At 63.0% G+C, this 13,593-nt stretch carries 14 protein-coding genes; 4 read left to right on the top strand and 10 right to left on the bottom strand.

Translation table 11 applies throughout. The annotated features are described in order from the left end of the window. Positions 1–373 precede the first annotated feature (373 nt). Positions 374–1,270 (top strand): formate/nitrite transporter family protein, encoded by an 897-nt coding sequence (locus tag ACIP1G_RS24550; RefSeq protein ID WP_400741562.1) that lies wholly within the window; start codon positions 374–376, stop codon positions 1,268–1,270. A gap of 3 nt (positions 1,271–1,273) precedes the next feature. On the opposite strand, the gene ACIP1G_RS24545 is transcribed toward ACIP1G_RS24550, so the two are convergent. Beyond that, the gene (locus ACIP1G_RS24545; RefSeq protein WP_400741560.1) at positions 1,274–2,365 is read right to left on the bottom strand and encodes an MBL fold metallo-hydrolase; all 1,092 of its coding nucleotides are present in this window, start codon (positions 2,363–2,365) and stop codon (positions 1,274–1,276) included. Positions 2,366–2,495: 130 nt separating this feature from the next. Here ACIP1G_RS24545 and ACIP1G_RS24540 point away from each other — a divergent pair, with 130 nt between their 5' ends. Together ACIP1G_RS24540 and ACIP1G_RS24535 are read left to right on the top strand one after the other, a co-directional pair. Further along, positions 2,496–3,569 (top strand): diguanylate cyclase, encoded by a 1,074-nt coding sequence (locus ACIP1G_RS24540; RefSeq protein ID WP_400741564.1) that lies wholly within the window; start codon positions 2,496–2,498, stop codon positions 3,567–3,569. Positions 3,570–3,620: 51 nt separating this feature from the next. Further along, positions 3,621–6,206, top strand: a complete 2,586-nt coding sequence (locus tag ACIP1G_RS24535; protein WP_400741557.1) for an EAL domain-containing protein — start codon at positions 3,621–3,623, stop codon at positions 6,204–6,206. Positions 6,207–6,347: 141 nt separating this feature from the next. Here the strand turns inward: ACIP1G_RS24535 and ACIP1G_RS24530 are convergent, their stop codons facing one another. Both ACIP1G_RS24530 and ACIP1G_RS24525 read right to left on the bottom strand, forming a co-directional pair. Then, on the bottom strand, positions 6,348–6,677 hold the full coding sequence (locus ACIP1G_RS24530; protein ID WP_400741555.1) for a DUF2025 family protein: 330 nt from the start codon (positions 6,675–6,677) through the stop codon (positions 6,348–6,350). A 120-nt stretch (positions 6,678–6,797) separates the two neighbouring features. Further along, positions 6,798–7,712, bottom strand: coding sequence for a LysR family transcriptional regulator (locus ACIP1G_RS24525; protein WP_400741552.1), 915 nt, complete (start codon positions 7,710–7,712; stop codon positions 6,798–6,800). A 111-nt stretch (positions 7,713–7,823) separates the two neighbouring features. On the opposite strand from ACIP1G_RS24525, the gene ACIP1G_RS24520 reads away from it, so the two are divergent. Continuing rightward, positions 7,824–8,582, top strand: a complete 759-nt coding sequence (locus tag ACIP1G_RS24520; protein ID WP_400741549.1) for an SDR family NAD(P)-dependent oxidoreductase — start codon at positions 7,824–7,826, stop codon at positions 8,580–8,582. A 36-nt stretch (positions 8,583–8,618) separates the two neighbouring features. Here the strand turns inward: ACIP1G_RS24520 and ACIP1G_RS24515 are convergent, their stop codons facing one another. From ACIP1G_RS24515 to ACIP1G_RS24485, 7 genes are all read right to left on the bottom strand, one after another. Continuing rightward, a complete protein-coding gene (locus ACIP1G_RS24515) occupies positions 8,619–9,476 on the bottom strand; it encodes an efflux RND transporter periplasmic adaptor subunit (protein ID WP_400741546.1) in 858 nt (285 codons plus the stop codon). 12 nt (positions 9,477–9,488) lie between these two features. Continuing rightward, on the bottom strand, positions 9,489–9,695 hold the full coding sequence (locus tag ACIP1G_RS24510) for a DUF1656 domain-containing protein (RefSeq protein WP_400741543.1): 207 nt from the start codon (positions 9,693–9,695) through the stop codon (positions 9,489–9,491). Beyond that, positions 9,682–11,670 (bottom strand): FUSC family protein, encoded by a 1,989-nt coding sequence (locus ACIP1G_RS24505; RefSeq protein WP_400741540.1) that lies wholly within the window; start codon positions 11,668–11,670, stop codon positions 9,682–9,684. The genes ACIP1G_RS24510 and ACIP1G_RS24505 overlap by 14 nt, the downstream gene beginning before the upstream one ends. A 287-nt stretch (positions 11,671–11,957) precedes the next feature. Then, complete coding sequence (gene ccoM / locus ACIP1G_RS24500; protein WP_003254862.1) at positions 11,958–12,074, bottom strand: cytochrome c oxidase subunit CcoM; 117 nt, start codon at positions 12,072–12,074, stop codon at positions 11,958–11,960. 135 nt (positions 12,075–12,209) lie between these two features. Continuing rightward, the gene (locus ACIP1G_RS24495; RefSeq protein ID WP_400741537.1) at positions 12,210–12,371 is read right to left on the bottom strand and encodes a hypothetical protein; all 162 of its coding nucleotides are present in this window, start codon (positions 12,369–12,371) and stop codon (positions 12,210–12,212) included. 67 nt (positions 12,372–12,438) lie between these two features. Next, positions 12,439–12,768: an aspartate-semialdehyde dehydrogenase gene (locus tag ACIP1G_RS24490; RefSeq protein ID WP_400741534.1), complete on the bottom strand. Its 330-nt coding sequence runs from the start codon at positions 12,766–12,768 to the stop codon at positions 12,439–12,441. Positions 12,769–12,831: 63 nt separating this feature from the next. Continuing rightward, entirely contained in the window at positions 12,832–13,527 is a 696-nt protein-coding gene (locus tag ACIP1G_RS24485; protein WP_400741531.1) for a M949_RS01915 family surface polysaccharide biosynthesis protein, read from the bottom strand. Positions 13,528–13,593: the final 66 nt, after the last annotated feature.

The following is a 13,593-nucleotide window of genomic DNA, read 5'->3' as shown; positions in this document are numbered from 1 at the left end:
GCTGATAATCTTTTTGACTATCAGTCCGTACTCACAAGCACCCACACGAATTGCTTGATTCGATTTGTTAAAGAGCGTTTGGCTAAGAGCTTTTCGCCTCAACCGAGGCGCGCATTCTACGCTTTCCTCATTTGCTGTCAAGCGTTTATTTTGAAGTTTTTTAAAACTGCCTTCCTAAGAAAGCTAACAACTTCAACGCTTTACTGCTTGCCCCGAAGCGTTCATCGCTGCGAGGAGGCGAATAATACGCGGTTTGAAATCAGAGTCAACACCTTGATCTGAAAAAACTTTCGACCAGCATTTGGCCGCCAACTGGCAACTAATGAAAGCGCAGCGAATCTGTAGAGAAACACCCCCATGGAGCGTAGCGGCCATGAGCGATGCGCAAAGCGAGAAAACCCCGGGCCTGTCCAGCGAAGAAGAGCAGGAAGTCAGCCAGAACCAGCCGCCCCGGGCGGCGGTGCTACACGAGATCATTCGTTACCAGGGCGATCAGGAACTTGAGCGCACACTCGCCGCGCTGTGGTGGTCGGCCTTGGCTGCGGGGTTGTCCATGGGGCTCTCGCTCATGGCCATGGGGCTGTTTTACGCCCGCCTGCCAGAAGGTGACAGTGCCCAGGTCGTTGCCAGCATCGGCTACAGCGCCGGTTTCCTTGCCGTGATCCTGGCGCGCCAGCAACTGTTCACCGAGAACACCCTGACCGCCGTGCTGCCGGTCATGACCTGCCCTACCCTGGCCAACTTCGGTCGGCTGCTTCGCCTATGGGGCGTGGTGCTGCTAGGTAACCTGGCCGGCACCCTGCTAGTGGCCTGGGTGATGCTGGAGCTGCCGATCTTCGACAGCAAGACCGACGTTGCCTTCCTTGAAGTCGGCCGCAAGGTCATGAAGAACGACATCAGCCAGATGTTCGCCAAAGGCATCGTGTCGGGCTGGATGATCGCCACAATGGTGTGGATGATACCGTCAATGGAGCACGCCAAGATCTGGATCATCCTGATGATCACCTACCTGATGGCCCTTGGCGACTTCACTCATATAGTGGTGGGTTCGGTCGAAGTGTCCTACCTGGTCTGGGCCGGCGATGAAACCTGGCGCAGTTTCTGGCTGGAGTTCGCACTGCCGACACTGGCAGGCAACATCATCGGTGGCAGCTTCATCTTTGGCCTGATCAGCCACGCACAGGTGCGCAGTGACAGCGGCAAGCCACCCTCGCGGCTATTGAAAGACCAGCAGCCACCCTCCCCACGCCGAGAGGAAGGCAAAACATGAAACTCAGCGCGCCGTCACTGCACGCTCAGCTGACCGCCCCCGCTCACGCACAGGCTTGGGCTGCCACCAGTTCTGCCCCGCATGGGGTGAGTCAAGGCTGACCCGCTCGCCCATCTGCGGGGTACTCAAGCGTACCTGCGCCTGGTTGGCCAGCGCCAGAATGCGTTCGAACGGTTCCTGCCAGCCGTGAAGCGAGAGGTCGAAGGTGCCGTTGTGGATCGGCAGCATCCAGCGCCCGCGCAAATCCAGGTGGGCCTGCAGGCTCTGCTCTGGCTGCATGTGTACATCGGGCCAGGCAACGTTGTAGGCCCCGGTCTCGATCAGGGTCAGGTCAAACGGCCCGAAACGCTCGCCAATCTGCTTGAACCCGTCGAAGTACCCGGTATCCCCACTGAAGAACACCCGCACGTCCTCGTCGACGATCACCCAGGACGCCCACAAGGTCCGGTTGCTGTCCAGCAACCCGCGCCCGGAAAAATGCTGCGCCGGGGTGGCAACGAAGCGTACGCCCTCAACCTCGCTTTCCTGCCACCAGTCCAGCTGGCGCACCTTTGCCGGTGCAACACCCCAGCGGATCAACAGGTCACCCACCCCCAGCGGCGCCAGAAACACATCGGTACGCGACGCCAGCAGGCGAATCGCCTGTTCATCCAGGTGGTCGAAGTGATCGTGCGACAGCACCACCGCAGCCAGCGGCGGCAACGCCTCCAGCGTCAGGGGCGGCGCATGGAAACGCAGCGGACCGGCCCACTGCACCGGCGAGGCGCGCTCGGCAAACACAGGGTCGGTAATAAAGAAGTGCCCGCGCAGCTTGAGCAATACCGTTGAGTGGCCCAGGCGCCAGAGGCTGTGATCGGGGGCGTCGAGCACCTGCTGACGGGTCATGGGCTGCAGGCTGATCGGCGTGGCCGGGCGCGTCTCGGGTGGTTTACGCAGGAACAGGTACTTCAGCCCGATGCGCAGCTTCTTCAACACGCCATCTTGTGGCAACGACGCCTGGTTGTGAAAACGTCCGTCCTGCTGCGGCGCCGGTTCGCCGGCAGCATTGGCCAAATCAACCATCAGCAACACTCCGAGCAACAGGAAAGCCTTCATGTTACCCCACAGTGATCGAATCAACCGTGAATTGGCTTGTAAGGTCATTTTTCGCCGATGAAACACTGATCAACAATATTCACGCAAGTTATGCGATAAACGGTGCCCCGGCAGAAGATCAATGACCATGATGGACAACCGCAGCGGCAAAGGGCTTTCATTCGTCAAGCGCATCTACCTGCCGCGTGTCATCGGCATGGGCATCGGCCTGCTTAGTGTCCTGGCCGGCATGGCGCCGCTGTCGCCGCCCACCTGGGTATGGCTGCTGATGCTGTTCAACGGCTTGCTCTGGCCGCATGTGGCTTACCTGTGGGCCTCCCGCTCGGTGGCACCTTACCACGCTGAACAACGCAACCTGCTGCTGGACTCGTTGATGGGCGGGTTCTGGACCGCCGCCATGCAGTTCAACCCACTGCCCAGTGTGACCGTGCTGTCGATGATGACCATGAACAACGTGGCTGCGGGCGGCAAGCGCCTGGTCTTCAGGGGTGCGCTTGCTCAGTTTGCCGGCATGCTTACCGCGGTCCTGGTATTTGGCCCCGGCTTGCAACTGAATGCCACGCCCCTGCAAATCTATGCCTGCCTGCCGATGCTGACGCTCTATCCGCTGGCCCTGGGCTGGGTCTGCTACCAGCTGGCGATCAAGCTGGCCGACCACAAGCGCCGGCTAAGCGCCTTGAGCCTCACCGACAGCCTGACCGGCTTGCTCAACCACGGCGCCTGGAAAGACCTGCTGCTGCTGAAGTTCCAGGCCTGCCAGCAGCAACAGGGGCACGCGGTGATTGCCCTGATCGATATCGACCATTTCAAGACCATCAACGATACTTTCGGCCACGTGGTGGGTGACTGCGTGCTGCGCCAACTCAGCGCTGAGCTGCGGCGCAACCTGCGCGACGGCGACCAGGCCGGGCGTTACGGGGGTGACGAGTTCTGCGTAATCCTGCCAGACACCAACGAGGCCCAAGCCTGCCTTGCCATGGAGCGCCTGCGCGAGCAGGTCGCCAGCTACCGCAACCCGCAACTGCCGCACCTGCGCATCAGCCTGAGCATCGGCCTGTCGCCGTTCGAGGCCGGCCTGGAATCCCCCGAGCATTGGCTTGAGCACGCGGACAAGGCGCTGTACACCGCCAAACACGCTGGCCGTGACCAGGTCAATTTTGCCCGCAGCGAAGCTGCCACGCTCAGGCTGGCCTATCCTGATTGAACCTCCTGCCTGACGACTTGACGGGAGGCTGCTTGAAGGAGCCGCTCGCGTATGGCCAGGACCGCCAACCTTCCACCCACCAGCCCCACGCCGCGCTTCCAGGTGCGCCGCCTCATTGCAGGCTTCAGCGCAGTTTTTGGCCTGGCCAGCTTGGTCACCCTGGTCGCCCTGTTCGATATCGCCGCCACACTTGATCAAGAGGAGCGACAGCGCAGTGCCGCTCAGGCTACCCAGGCGCTTGAGCAGAGGCTGCTCGCCTCGCGCCAGTTTCTGTCCAGCTACGCCGTGTGGGATGCCGCCTTCGAGCACCTGGCAGGCCAGGCCGACTGGAAATGGGCCTACGAAGAAAAGAACGTGGGCGAGTCGCTGTACAGCGCCAGTGGCTACGAAGGCGTGTTCGTGCTGGAAAACGCGCGCACCACCTATGCCTTGTTCAAAGGCCAACCCAGCCAGGCAGCCGCCAGCACCTATATAGATGCACCGCTGCAGCCGATCATCGAGCAAGCCCGTGCAGCCGCCATTGCACGCGAACAGATCACCCGGTTCGTCTTGTTCAACGGCTGGCCGGCCGTGGTCAGCGCCGCAGCCGTGCGCCCGGACCGGGATGTCAGCGAAAGCGAGGTGAGCCAGGCACCGGTGATGCTGTTCGTCGACCAGCTCACCGAGGACAAGCTGGCGCGGCTTGGCAGCGGCGCCGGCCTGACCGGCATGCACGTGGAAAAGGACGATGTGGCCGAACACGGCCACCTGCGCATCGCCCTGGGCGACACCGGCTATCACCTGTCCTGGAGCAGCCCGCTACCGGGGCGGCAGTTGCTGCGGGCGGTATTGCCACCGCTGGTGAGCGCCCTGCTGATACTCGGCTTGATCATGCTGTACCTGTTCCGCCATACCTTGCGCAGTTCGCGGGCGATCGACCTCACGCTCGTGCACCTGCAGCAAAGCAACCAAGCCCTGGAAGCCAGCGAGCAGCGTTTCCGTGCGGTAGCCGAGTCGGCGTCCGACTGGATCTGGGAAACCGACCGGCAACAACGCCTGACGTACCTGTCGCAACGCTTTGCCAACGTCACCGGCTACCCAGTGGACGATTGGCTGGGCCACCCACTCAACCAGCTGCTGGCCTGTGATACCACACCGCTCTCGCCCTGGCTGGATACCCTGGCCACTGCCGACCCGCAACAGCTGGCCAACTTGCGCTGCACCTACCGCGACCAGAATGGCCAGAACCGCTACTGCCGGATTTCGGCCCGCGCGATCTGGTACGGTGGCAAGCCCATCGGCTTTCGTGGCACCGCCAGCGACATCACCGACGAAGTCGACGCCCACGCACGCATCCAGCACCTGTCGCTGCACGACCCTTTGACCGGGCTGGCCAACCGCAACAAGCTCGCTCGCCACCTCGAACAGGCGCTGTTGCGTGGCAACGATTCGCCGCCGCTGACCCTGCTGCTGCTGGACCTGGACAACTTCAAGCCAATCAACGACACCCTTGGCCATGCCGCCGGTGACGCCGTGCTGCAGGAAGTGGCGACGCGCCTGCGTGACACCACACGCGAGGGTGACCTGGTCGCGCGCCTGGGTGGCGACGAGTTCATCCTGGTGCTCTGCGGCATGGACAACCGCAGCGAGATCGACCGTTTTTGTGCGCGGCTGATCAGCCTGCTGCAGCAACCCATCGTCCTCGACAGCCAACCCCTGCACGTTGGCGCCAGCATCGGCGTCGCCCAGACCCGTACCCAGGGCTTTGATGCCGGCGAACTGATCCGTTGCGCCGACATTGCGCTGTACCAGGCCAAAGCCGATGGCAAGAACACCTGGCGTTATTTCGCCGCCGAAATGAACCAGCAGATCCAGTACCGTCGCCAGTTGGAGAACGACTTGCGCCGCGCCCTGCGCAACCAGGAGTTCGAACTGCACTACCAGCCGCGCTACCGCCTCAACGACCTGCGCATTGTCGCGGTCGAGGCCCTGCTGCGCTGGCAGCATCCGCAGGAAGGGTTGCTGGGGCCGGACACCTTCATCCCCTTGGCCGAACAAAGCGATATCATTGTCGCGCTGGGCCGCTGGGTGCTGCGCGAAGCCTGCCGCACCGCCCATGACTGGCCAGCCGACGTAGTGGTTTCGGTGAACCTGTCGCCAGCGCAGTTCCTGCGCAGCGACGTGGTCGCCGACGTGCGTGAGATCCTGCTGGACACCGCCTTCCCGGCCCAGCGCCTGGAACTGGAAATCACCGAGAACGTGATGCTCAATGACATCGAAGGCGCGCTGGGCACCATGCAGTCGCTCAAGGAGTTGGGCGTGCGCCTGAACATGGACGACTTTGGCACCGGCTATTCGTCACTGGGCTATCTGCGCACCTACCCGTTCGATAGCATCAAGATCGACAAGCGTTTCATCAGTGGCCTTAACAACACCGGTGGCAGCGACCGCGCCGTGGTCCAGGCCATCATCAATCTGGGCGAGGCGATGGGGCTGACGGTAACGGCCGAAGGGGTGGAAAGCGAGCAGCAGCTCAGGCTGCTGGAAAAGGACCGCTGCCACGAAGTGCAGGGCTATTACCTGAGCCGGCCGCTGGAAAGTGCGGGGGTGGCGGCGTTGTTGCAGCAGGCTTCAGAACGCTCGGCCCCTTACTTGTAGCCTTGCACAATGCTGAAAGCTGGCGCGGCCCCTGTAGGAGCGGGTTCACCCGCGAAGAACCCAACTCGGTATATGGCACCGGCTTTGCCGGTGTTCGCGGGTAAACCCGCTCCTACAGGGGTTGCATGAGGTTCTGCAGTTTCAGCAAGGCTGCTGCAGGCTGCGTTCGGCCACGATCTCTGGCAGGTCGCGCCGGCGCAGGTAGGCACGCAGCGGCTCACCAATGTTCAAGCGGTCATCCACATGCTGCTCCAGCAACAGCGCCAGCCGTTCTCGGCACAGGGCCATGCGCTGCCCTTGCTCGGGGCGCCACACAAACTCGCTGCAGGGTGTAATGCTGGCGTCAGCCACATCCATGCCGAACGAGTCCTCGGAAAAACGCACAATATGAACGCCTCGTTTGCCGTGAAAACCGACAAAGCCCTTGAGCTGGTCGGCGGCGTTGCAGATATCCTGGGAAGTGATGGCCATGACGTAACCTCGCAATGAAATCGGAAGATACGCACGCCGGGCGGGGGAAGGGTTGCCTCTGCCGGGCAACTCGCAAGGGGCAGCCTAACGCAAGTGGCCGGCCATGCGCCATGGCTTGGCTCAATCACTGGCCGCTGCATCGACCTGGGTGTGCAGCACCTCCCCCAACCACTGCATGAATGCCTGTACCCGACGCGGCACATGCCGTTGCCGGGCATAAAGCAGCGACACCGGCATGGCCGGCGCCTGCCACGCCTCCAGCACCGAGACCAGCTCCCCCCGTTGCAGGTGCTCAGCCACACCCACCGCCGGCACCTGGATCAGCCCCAGCCCGGCCAGGCAGGCCGCCGAATAGGCCTCGGCGTTGTTGACCGTGACCACACCGGCCATGGCCTGGTACTGCAACTCACCGCCTTGCAGGTATTCGAAACCGGCACTGCGCGCGCCCAGGGTGCGCACGTAATGCACCAACTGGTGCTCGGCAAGGTCCTGCAGTGTGTGCGGTACGCCGTAGCGGGCCAGGTAGGCAGGGCTGGCGCAGTTGCGCATGCTCAGTTGCCCCACCGGCCGCGCCACAACGTCCAGGTCATGCAAGGCGCCAATGCGCATCACGCAGTCGAAGCCTTCGCGCAGCAGGTCGACTTGGCGGTCGGTGCAACTGAGCTCCACTTGCAGGCGCGGAAAACGCTGCAGGAACTGCGGTAGTGCCGGGATGATGACCCGGCGCGCCATCATGGTCGGCAGGTCGATGCGCAGGCGCCCGGCCAGCTCGGCATCGTCGGCGCTGAACAGGCTCTCGATCTCGTCCATGCCCGACAACAGGTCCTTGCTACGCTCGTACAGCAAGGCGCCATCCTGGGTGGCCTGCACCCGACGGGTGGTGCGGTTGAACAATTGCGTGCCCAGCATGCGCTCCAGCGCCTTCACCTGCTCCGACACGGTCGAGCGTGGCAGCCCCAGGCTCTCGGCGGCCAGGGTGAAACTGCTGACCTCACTGACTCGCACAAAGGTGCGCAACAATTCCAGCTTGTTCACTCGGGCCTCGACTGTCCGGTTTTAGCGAACAGTATTTCCATATTTGCAGGCTTTAACAGCACCACACCGACCAATAACCTGTCCTCATCCACTCACCCTGAGGTTTTCACCATGACCCGCAAGATTGCCCTGATCACTGGCGCCAGCCGCGGCCTCGGTCGCAACGCTGCCGAACACCTGGCCGCACGCGGTATTGATGTCATCGGTACCTACCATAGCAAGGCGGAAGAAGCGCAGGCCGTGGCGGCCGGGCTGGAGCAGGCAGGGGGCAAGGCGGCCATGCTGCAACTGGACGTCAGCGACAGCGCCAGTTTTGCCGGTTTCGCCGAGCGCCTGGGCGCAACCCTGCAACAGCACTTTGGCCGCGAGCGTTTCGACTTCCTGGTGAACAATGCCGGGATCGGGCTGAACGTGCCGTATGTCGAAACCAGCGAAGCGCAGTTCGACCAGTTGCTGAACATCCAGCTGAAAGGGCCATTCTTCCTTACCCAGCGCCTACTGCCGCTGTTGGTCGACAATGGCCGCATCGTCAACATTTCCACCGGCCTGGCGCGCTTTGCGCTGCCGGGGTATGCCGCCTATGCCGCGATGAAGGGCGCGATGGAGGTGCTGACCCGCTACCAGGCCAAGGAACTGGGGGCGCGTGGCATTCGCGTGAACATTCTGGCGCCGGGGGCGATCGAGACTGACTTTGGCGGCGGCGTGGTGCGGGATAACCAGCAGGTGAACGATTACATTGCCGGTAATACGGCGCTGGGCCGGGTGGGTTTGCCGGATGATATCGGTGCGGCGATTGCGCTGTTGCTGGAAGACGGCAATGGCTGGATTACCGGGCAACGGCTGGAGGTTTCGGGCGGGATGTTCCTCTGAGTTCGAGAAGTTGGGGCCGCAAAGCGGCCCCCGACATCACTGCTCATGAACTTGCACACTCGCAGTCATCCCGGCGCTAAGGGTCACTCCTTCCGGCACCTGGTCCAGGCGAATCCTCACCGGTATACGCTGGGCCAGGCGCACCCAGTTGAAGGTGGGTTCCACCTCCGGCAGCAATTGGCTGTCCGGGTTGCTGTTGCGGTCGGTGATGCCGCGGCTGATGCTCTCCACATGCCCTTGCATCGGCTCGCCCGCGCCCATCAGCCAGACTTTCACGGTATCCCCCACGCGAATGCGCGGCAGCTTGGTTTCCTCGAAGTAGGCCTGGATATAAAAGGTTGCATCATCCACCAGGGCCATGACCGATTCCCCGGTATTCACATAGTTGCCTTCGGCCAGGCGCAAGTTGGTGATGTGCCCGCTGCGCGGTGCCCGTACTTCACTGCGCGCCAGGTTGATCTTGGCAACCTGCAACTGCGCCTCGGCTTCATGCAGCTCGCCACGGGCGATGGCCGCATTGATCTGAGCGTTTTCACGCAACTCGGCACTGATCGCCTCCGGCCCCAAGGCAGTGCGCCGGGCAGCCTCACGCTCACGCAGGCGCAGTTGCTGGGCCCGGGTCTCGGTCACCGCACTGGCCTGTTCAAAGGCCGCCTGGAAGCGTTCGCGGTCGATGCTCATCAACAGGTCGCCGGCCTTGACCTGCTGGTTGTCACGGGCCTTCAGTTCGCGCACCCAGCCAGACACATCAGGGGCGATCACCACTACATCGGCGCGCACACGGGCGTCACGGGTCCAGGGCGTGAGCATGTAGTACTGCCACAGCTGGTAGCCGGCGAACACGGCAAGGGCTACCACACACAGGGTCACCAAGGTACGTACGGCGGCACGCATCGAAACACTCCTTCATAAAGTCCCTAGCAATCGCACCACCAGGAACAACACACAAACGAACAGCGCTGCGTCGAACAGCGCTTCATGCCAGATCCAGCGCCCCAATGGCGTGGCCTGCACCACCAGGCGCAGCAGGCCGGTGAGCAGCAGCGCCAGCAGCACATAAATTAGAAACGGGCTGAGCAGCACGCCACCCACTTCCCACTCACGCAACCCCATGGGTTTCCTCCTGCCAGCGGCACCACTTGCCCCAGCTTTTCTGCAATTGCAGCACCGCACCTTCGGCCAACCGCAGCGGGTCGCTCGCAGGCTGCCTGTGCAAAGCGCTGATGAACTGCTCGCTGGCAGCATCCAGACGCTGACCGCGGCCTGGCGCCGGCCCTTTGGCCAGTACCGTCTCCACCTGTTGCAGGTAGTCGCGCTCGGCCCGCCCCAAGGGGGCCTGGGCAACCGCCAGGCACATGCGCAGGTGCACCAGTTCATCGCCGATATCCAGCCCGTGCAGGCCGTCATCCCAGCGTTTGCGCTCGCTTTCCGGCAGCTCGCCGGCATGCCGCGCCAGTTGCATCAGGCGGTCGGCCATACGCCCGCCAAACCAAGTGTCCGCTCCGCGCAGGTCGCGCCGGGTCAGCCGTACCAGGTCGCCCTGGGTGGCTGCACGCAGGCGCCGGCCCAGCCAGGCCGGGTGGCGGAATACCAATAAACGAAAGGCCATCACCGCCGCCGACACCCCCACCAGCATCGCCAGGGCACTGTTGAGCATGGTCGCCACCCCAAACTGCATGGCGTTGAGCGGCGACACCAGCACAATGAAGTGCAGGCAATAGGAAGTGGCCGTGGCCCCGGTACGAGGGTGGGCCATGCCCAGGGCGCCGAGAAACAGCGGCACGCCCATGCCCAGGCAAAGCATGGCAAAGCTGCTCCATTGCGGCAGCAGGATCTGCCCGACCAGAAACGCCGCAGGTATCGCCAGAAAGATCCCGCGCAGGAAGCTCAGGCCGATCTGCGCGCCGTTCTCACGGCTGGCGAACAGGCTGCAGACCACGCAGGTCAGCACCAGGCCGCCCGGTGCCGAAGGCCAGGCCGTAGCCAGCCAGAAGCCACTCATTACCAGAAAAGCCAGGGCGCTGCGTGAACCGAACAGCAACGCCAGCGACCAGTCGCGATGGGCAGCCAGGCCCTGGGACACATCCTTCGGCGCCCTGCCCGCCTCCACATCCTCCAGCGCCTGGCCGGCGGCCATGGCGTAATCCAGCAGCAGGGCCATGCGCGCCAGGCAGAAGTGCTCCGCCGAACTGATCTGTTCGTCATGGGCGGCATCCCAGATACGTTGGCGCAGCAACAACAGGCTGGGCTGGTCGGGTTTGCCCAGCAGTGCACGCACCTCTTGCAGCCAGGGCGCCAGGTGCGCGGCCTCCCGCTCATCCAGTTGCCGCCACTGCCGGCGCACCGAGCGGGAGATACGCAGCAGCACCATCAGTTTCTGGCTCAGGCCACGGATGGCACGGGCCCGCTGGCGCCCGCGGTTGCCTTCGAACCAGGCATGTTCGCGCTGGCTGTCGATGGCAACGATACGGCCCAGGCTCTCAAGCAAGCCTTTGCGCGCCTCGTCCTCGCCGCCGAGCATGGCACTGGCAGCCTGCAGGCCATTCTGCCAGGCCTGCCGGGCCTGCCCGCCCAGTTGCTGTTCCACCCGCATGGGCCAGAGCAAGGCACTGCTGGCAGTGGCACAGAAGATACCCAGGCAGATTTCGGTGCAACGCGCTACGGCCTGGTCGAACACCTGCAGCGGGTGGTCGATGGCCGGCAAAGCGATGATCGCCGCGGTGTAGCCAGCCAGCACGAAGGCATAAGCCCAGGCGCTGCGCAGCTGGGTGGAGGCCGCGGTGCACAGGGCCAGCCACAGCGCCAGGGCAAGCAGGAACAGGCCGGGGGTTTGCGCGAACAGGCTGATGAACAGCACCGACATGACCGTGCCGACCAAGGTGCCGGCCAGCCGCGCCAGGCCTTTTTGCACCACCATGCCCGACAGCGGCTGGGCGACGATGAAAGCAGTCATCAACGCCCATGACGGCTGCTCCAGGCCCCAGCGCATCGCCAGCCACAGCGCCAGGCCGCCACCGAACAGGGTCTTGATGGCGAATTTGAGGGCGAGACTGCTGGGGGCGAACAGGGCCTGGAGGGTGATGGGCACGAGGCGGACCTTGCGGGGGATGGTCTTACTGAAAAGATAGACAATGGTGGGCAGGATAAAGCGGAAACGATTAATTAGCTAGCTAATCATCTTTGTTGGATTGCGGGTTTTCCTGTGCTGGCCTCTTCGCGGGTGAACCCGCTCCTACAACGGACCGTGCACAGCTCGCCCCTGTAGGAGCGGGGTTACCCGCGAAGAGGCCAGCACAGGCTGTACACAAATCCCAGGCAAAAAAATAGGCGACCGAAGTCGCCCAAAATGCCTTGCGTGCTCGTGTACCCGGAAGATCAGCGCGGTTTGCGCTTGTTCGAGTCCTTCCAGATGAAAATGCCCAGACCGGCAAAGAAGGCGACCATCAACCCGACCGTTACCACACCGGCGATAACCACGTTGTCGAAGAACATGTTGGCCTCCCCATTCGTTTGCCGTTGTCCGATGGGTGCACGTTAACCAATGTGGGGGCAGGGAAAATTGATCGGGATCAATGGTGCCCGGGGCCGGGCACGCGAGGCGGGTGCAGGGTTGACCTGCGTCAAGTTTCAGCGCTTCTTCGGCTTGCTCTTGGGCTTCTTTTTCTTGCTGGTGTTCAACGGCAGTGCCTGCTCGAATGCGTTGCGCATTTCGTTCAGGCGCTTTTCCTTGAGGTCGTGGACGCGTTTGGCACGTTCGGCATCGAAATCGATGAGGTTGTCTTGGCTCATGGGTGGGCTCGACGATCAACTGAGACTTGCATGATGAAGCCAGGCGCAGGCGCTGACCAGCCCCGCGTCAGACTTCGATGTCTACCAGCAGCCCCTGACGCACAGGTTCGTCCATCAGTGGCGCCACCGGCACGGTATTGTCGGCGTTGACTTCATCGCCAGGCTCGGCGCTGTAACGCTGCGCCCCACTCTGCTGACGGCGTTGCTGCTGGCGGCGCTGCTCTTCGCGCAGCAGCAACGCCTGCTCCTGCGGGTCGCGCTGCTGCTTGAGGTCGATGGCACTTTCGCTGGACGCAGGCTGCGCCGGCACCACCGGCTTGATATCGGGGGTTGGCTTGACCGGGTCCTGTTGCGAGGTCACCGGGGCGGCACTGAGCGGAATGATCGGCGGCAGCATGGATATTCTCCTATGCCCCCTGTATCGGCAGGCGTGGTCTTACCTTGATGGCATGGGCAACAGTTATTCAGCTTCGTCGTCAGCGTCGTCGTCACTTGGCGGGCTGGCTTCGCTCCAGGGCCGCTTGTAAACCTGCTGCCAGACCGCGTCCATGTGCTCGCGCAGCACCTGTGGGGCGGTTTTGAGCGAAGCACTGTCGTCGCGCTCACCGCCGATCGGCTCTTCGCCCGCCGGGGTGATCAGCGACTGGCCGGTGATGGTGTAGCTGGCCTGCCCTTCGCGCATCTCGATGGTTATGTCGTGCGGGTCGATTCCGCCGCCACAGAAGGCATGGCTGGCCACCGTCACCTCGGCGACTCCGTCCTTGTTCAGGTCGCTGACATCACTGACGTCATTGTAGAAGTCCACGTCCAGGTCCAGGCCCGGGCAGGTGGTTTCCTGCTCGATCTGCCAACGCGCCTTGAACGCGTCACTTTCGGCGGTACGCCCGTACAACGTGGCCTTGAGTACCACCTTGTCCACTTCCTGCTCGCTTTCCGGGTCGCTGGCCTGGCCATCGCTGCGGCTCAAGACCAACAGGCCTTCGCCGTCGCGGTCACGAAAGTGCACGCTCTTGATCGGCGTCTGCACGCCCAGTACCTCAAGCTGCTCCATCGGGATGGGGGGCAATGTCTCGAAGTTTTTCTGCTCGCAGGCGGCCAGCAGCAACAGGCTGCCCACGGCCATGGAAGCGCTGATCCAGCGGTGCTTGGCAGACATGTTGATCCGGGGCCCTCGTCGGCGGCGCAGTACAGGGCGATGAAACGACTAGACTGTGCCTTTTGA

It is taken from the genome of Pseudomonas sp. NPDC089392, from assembly GCF_044749595.1.
Taxonomy (GTDB): Bacteria; Pseudomonadota; Gammaproteobacteria; order Pseudomonadales; family Pseudomonadaceae; genus Aquipseudomonas.
The sequence above is the reverse complement of the archived record's forward strand: the minus strand, read 5'-3'. Positions and strand labels throughout refer to the sequence as shown.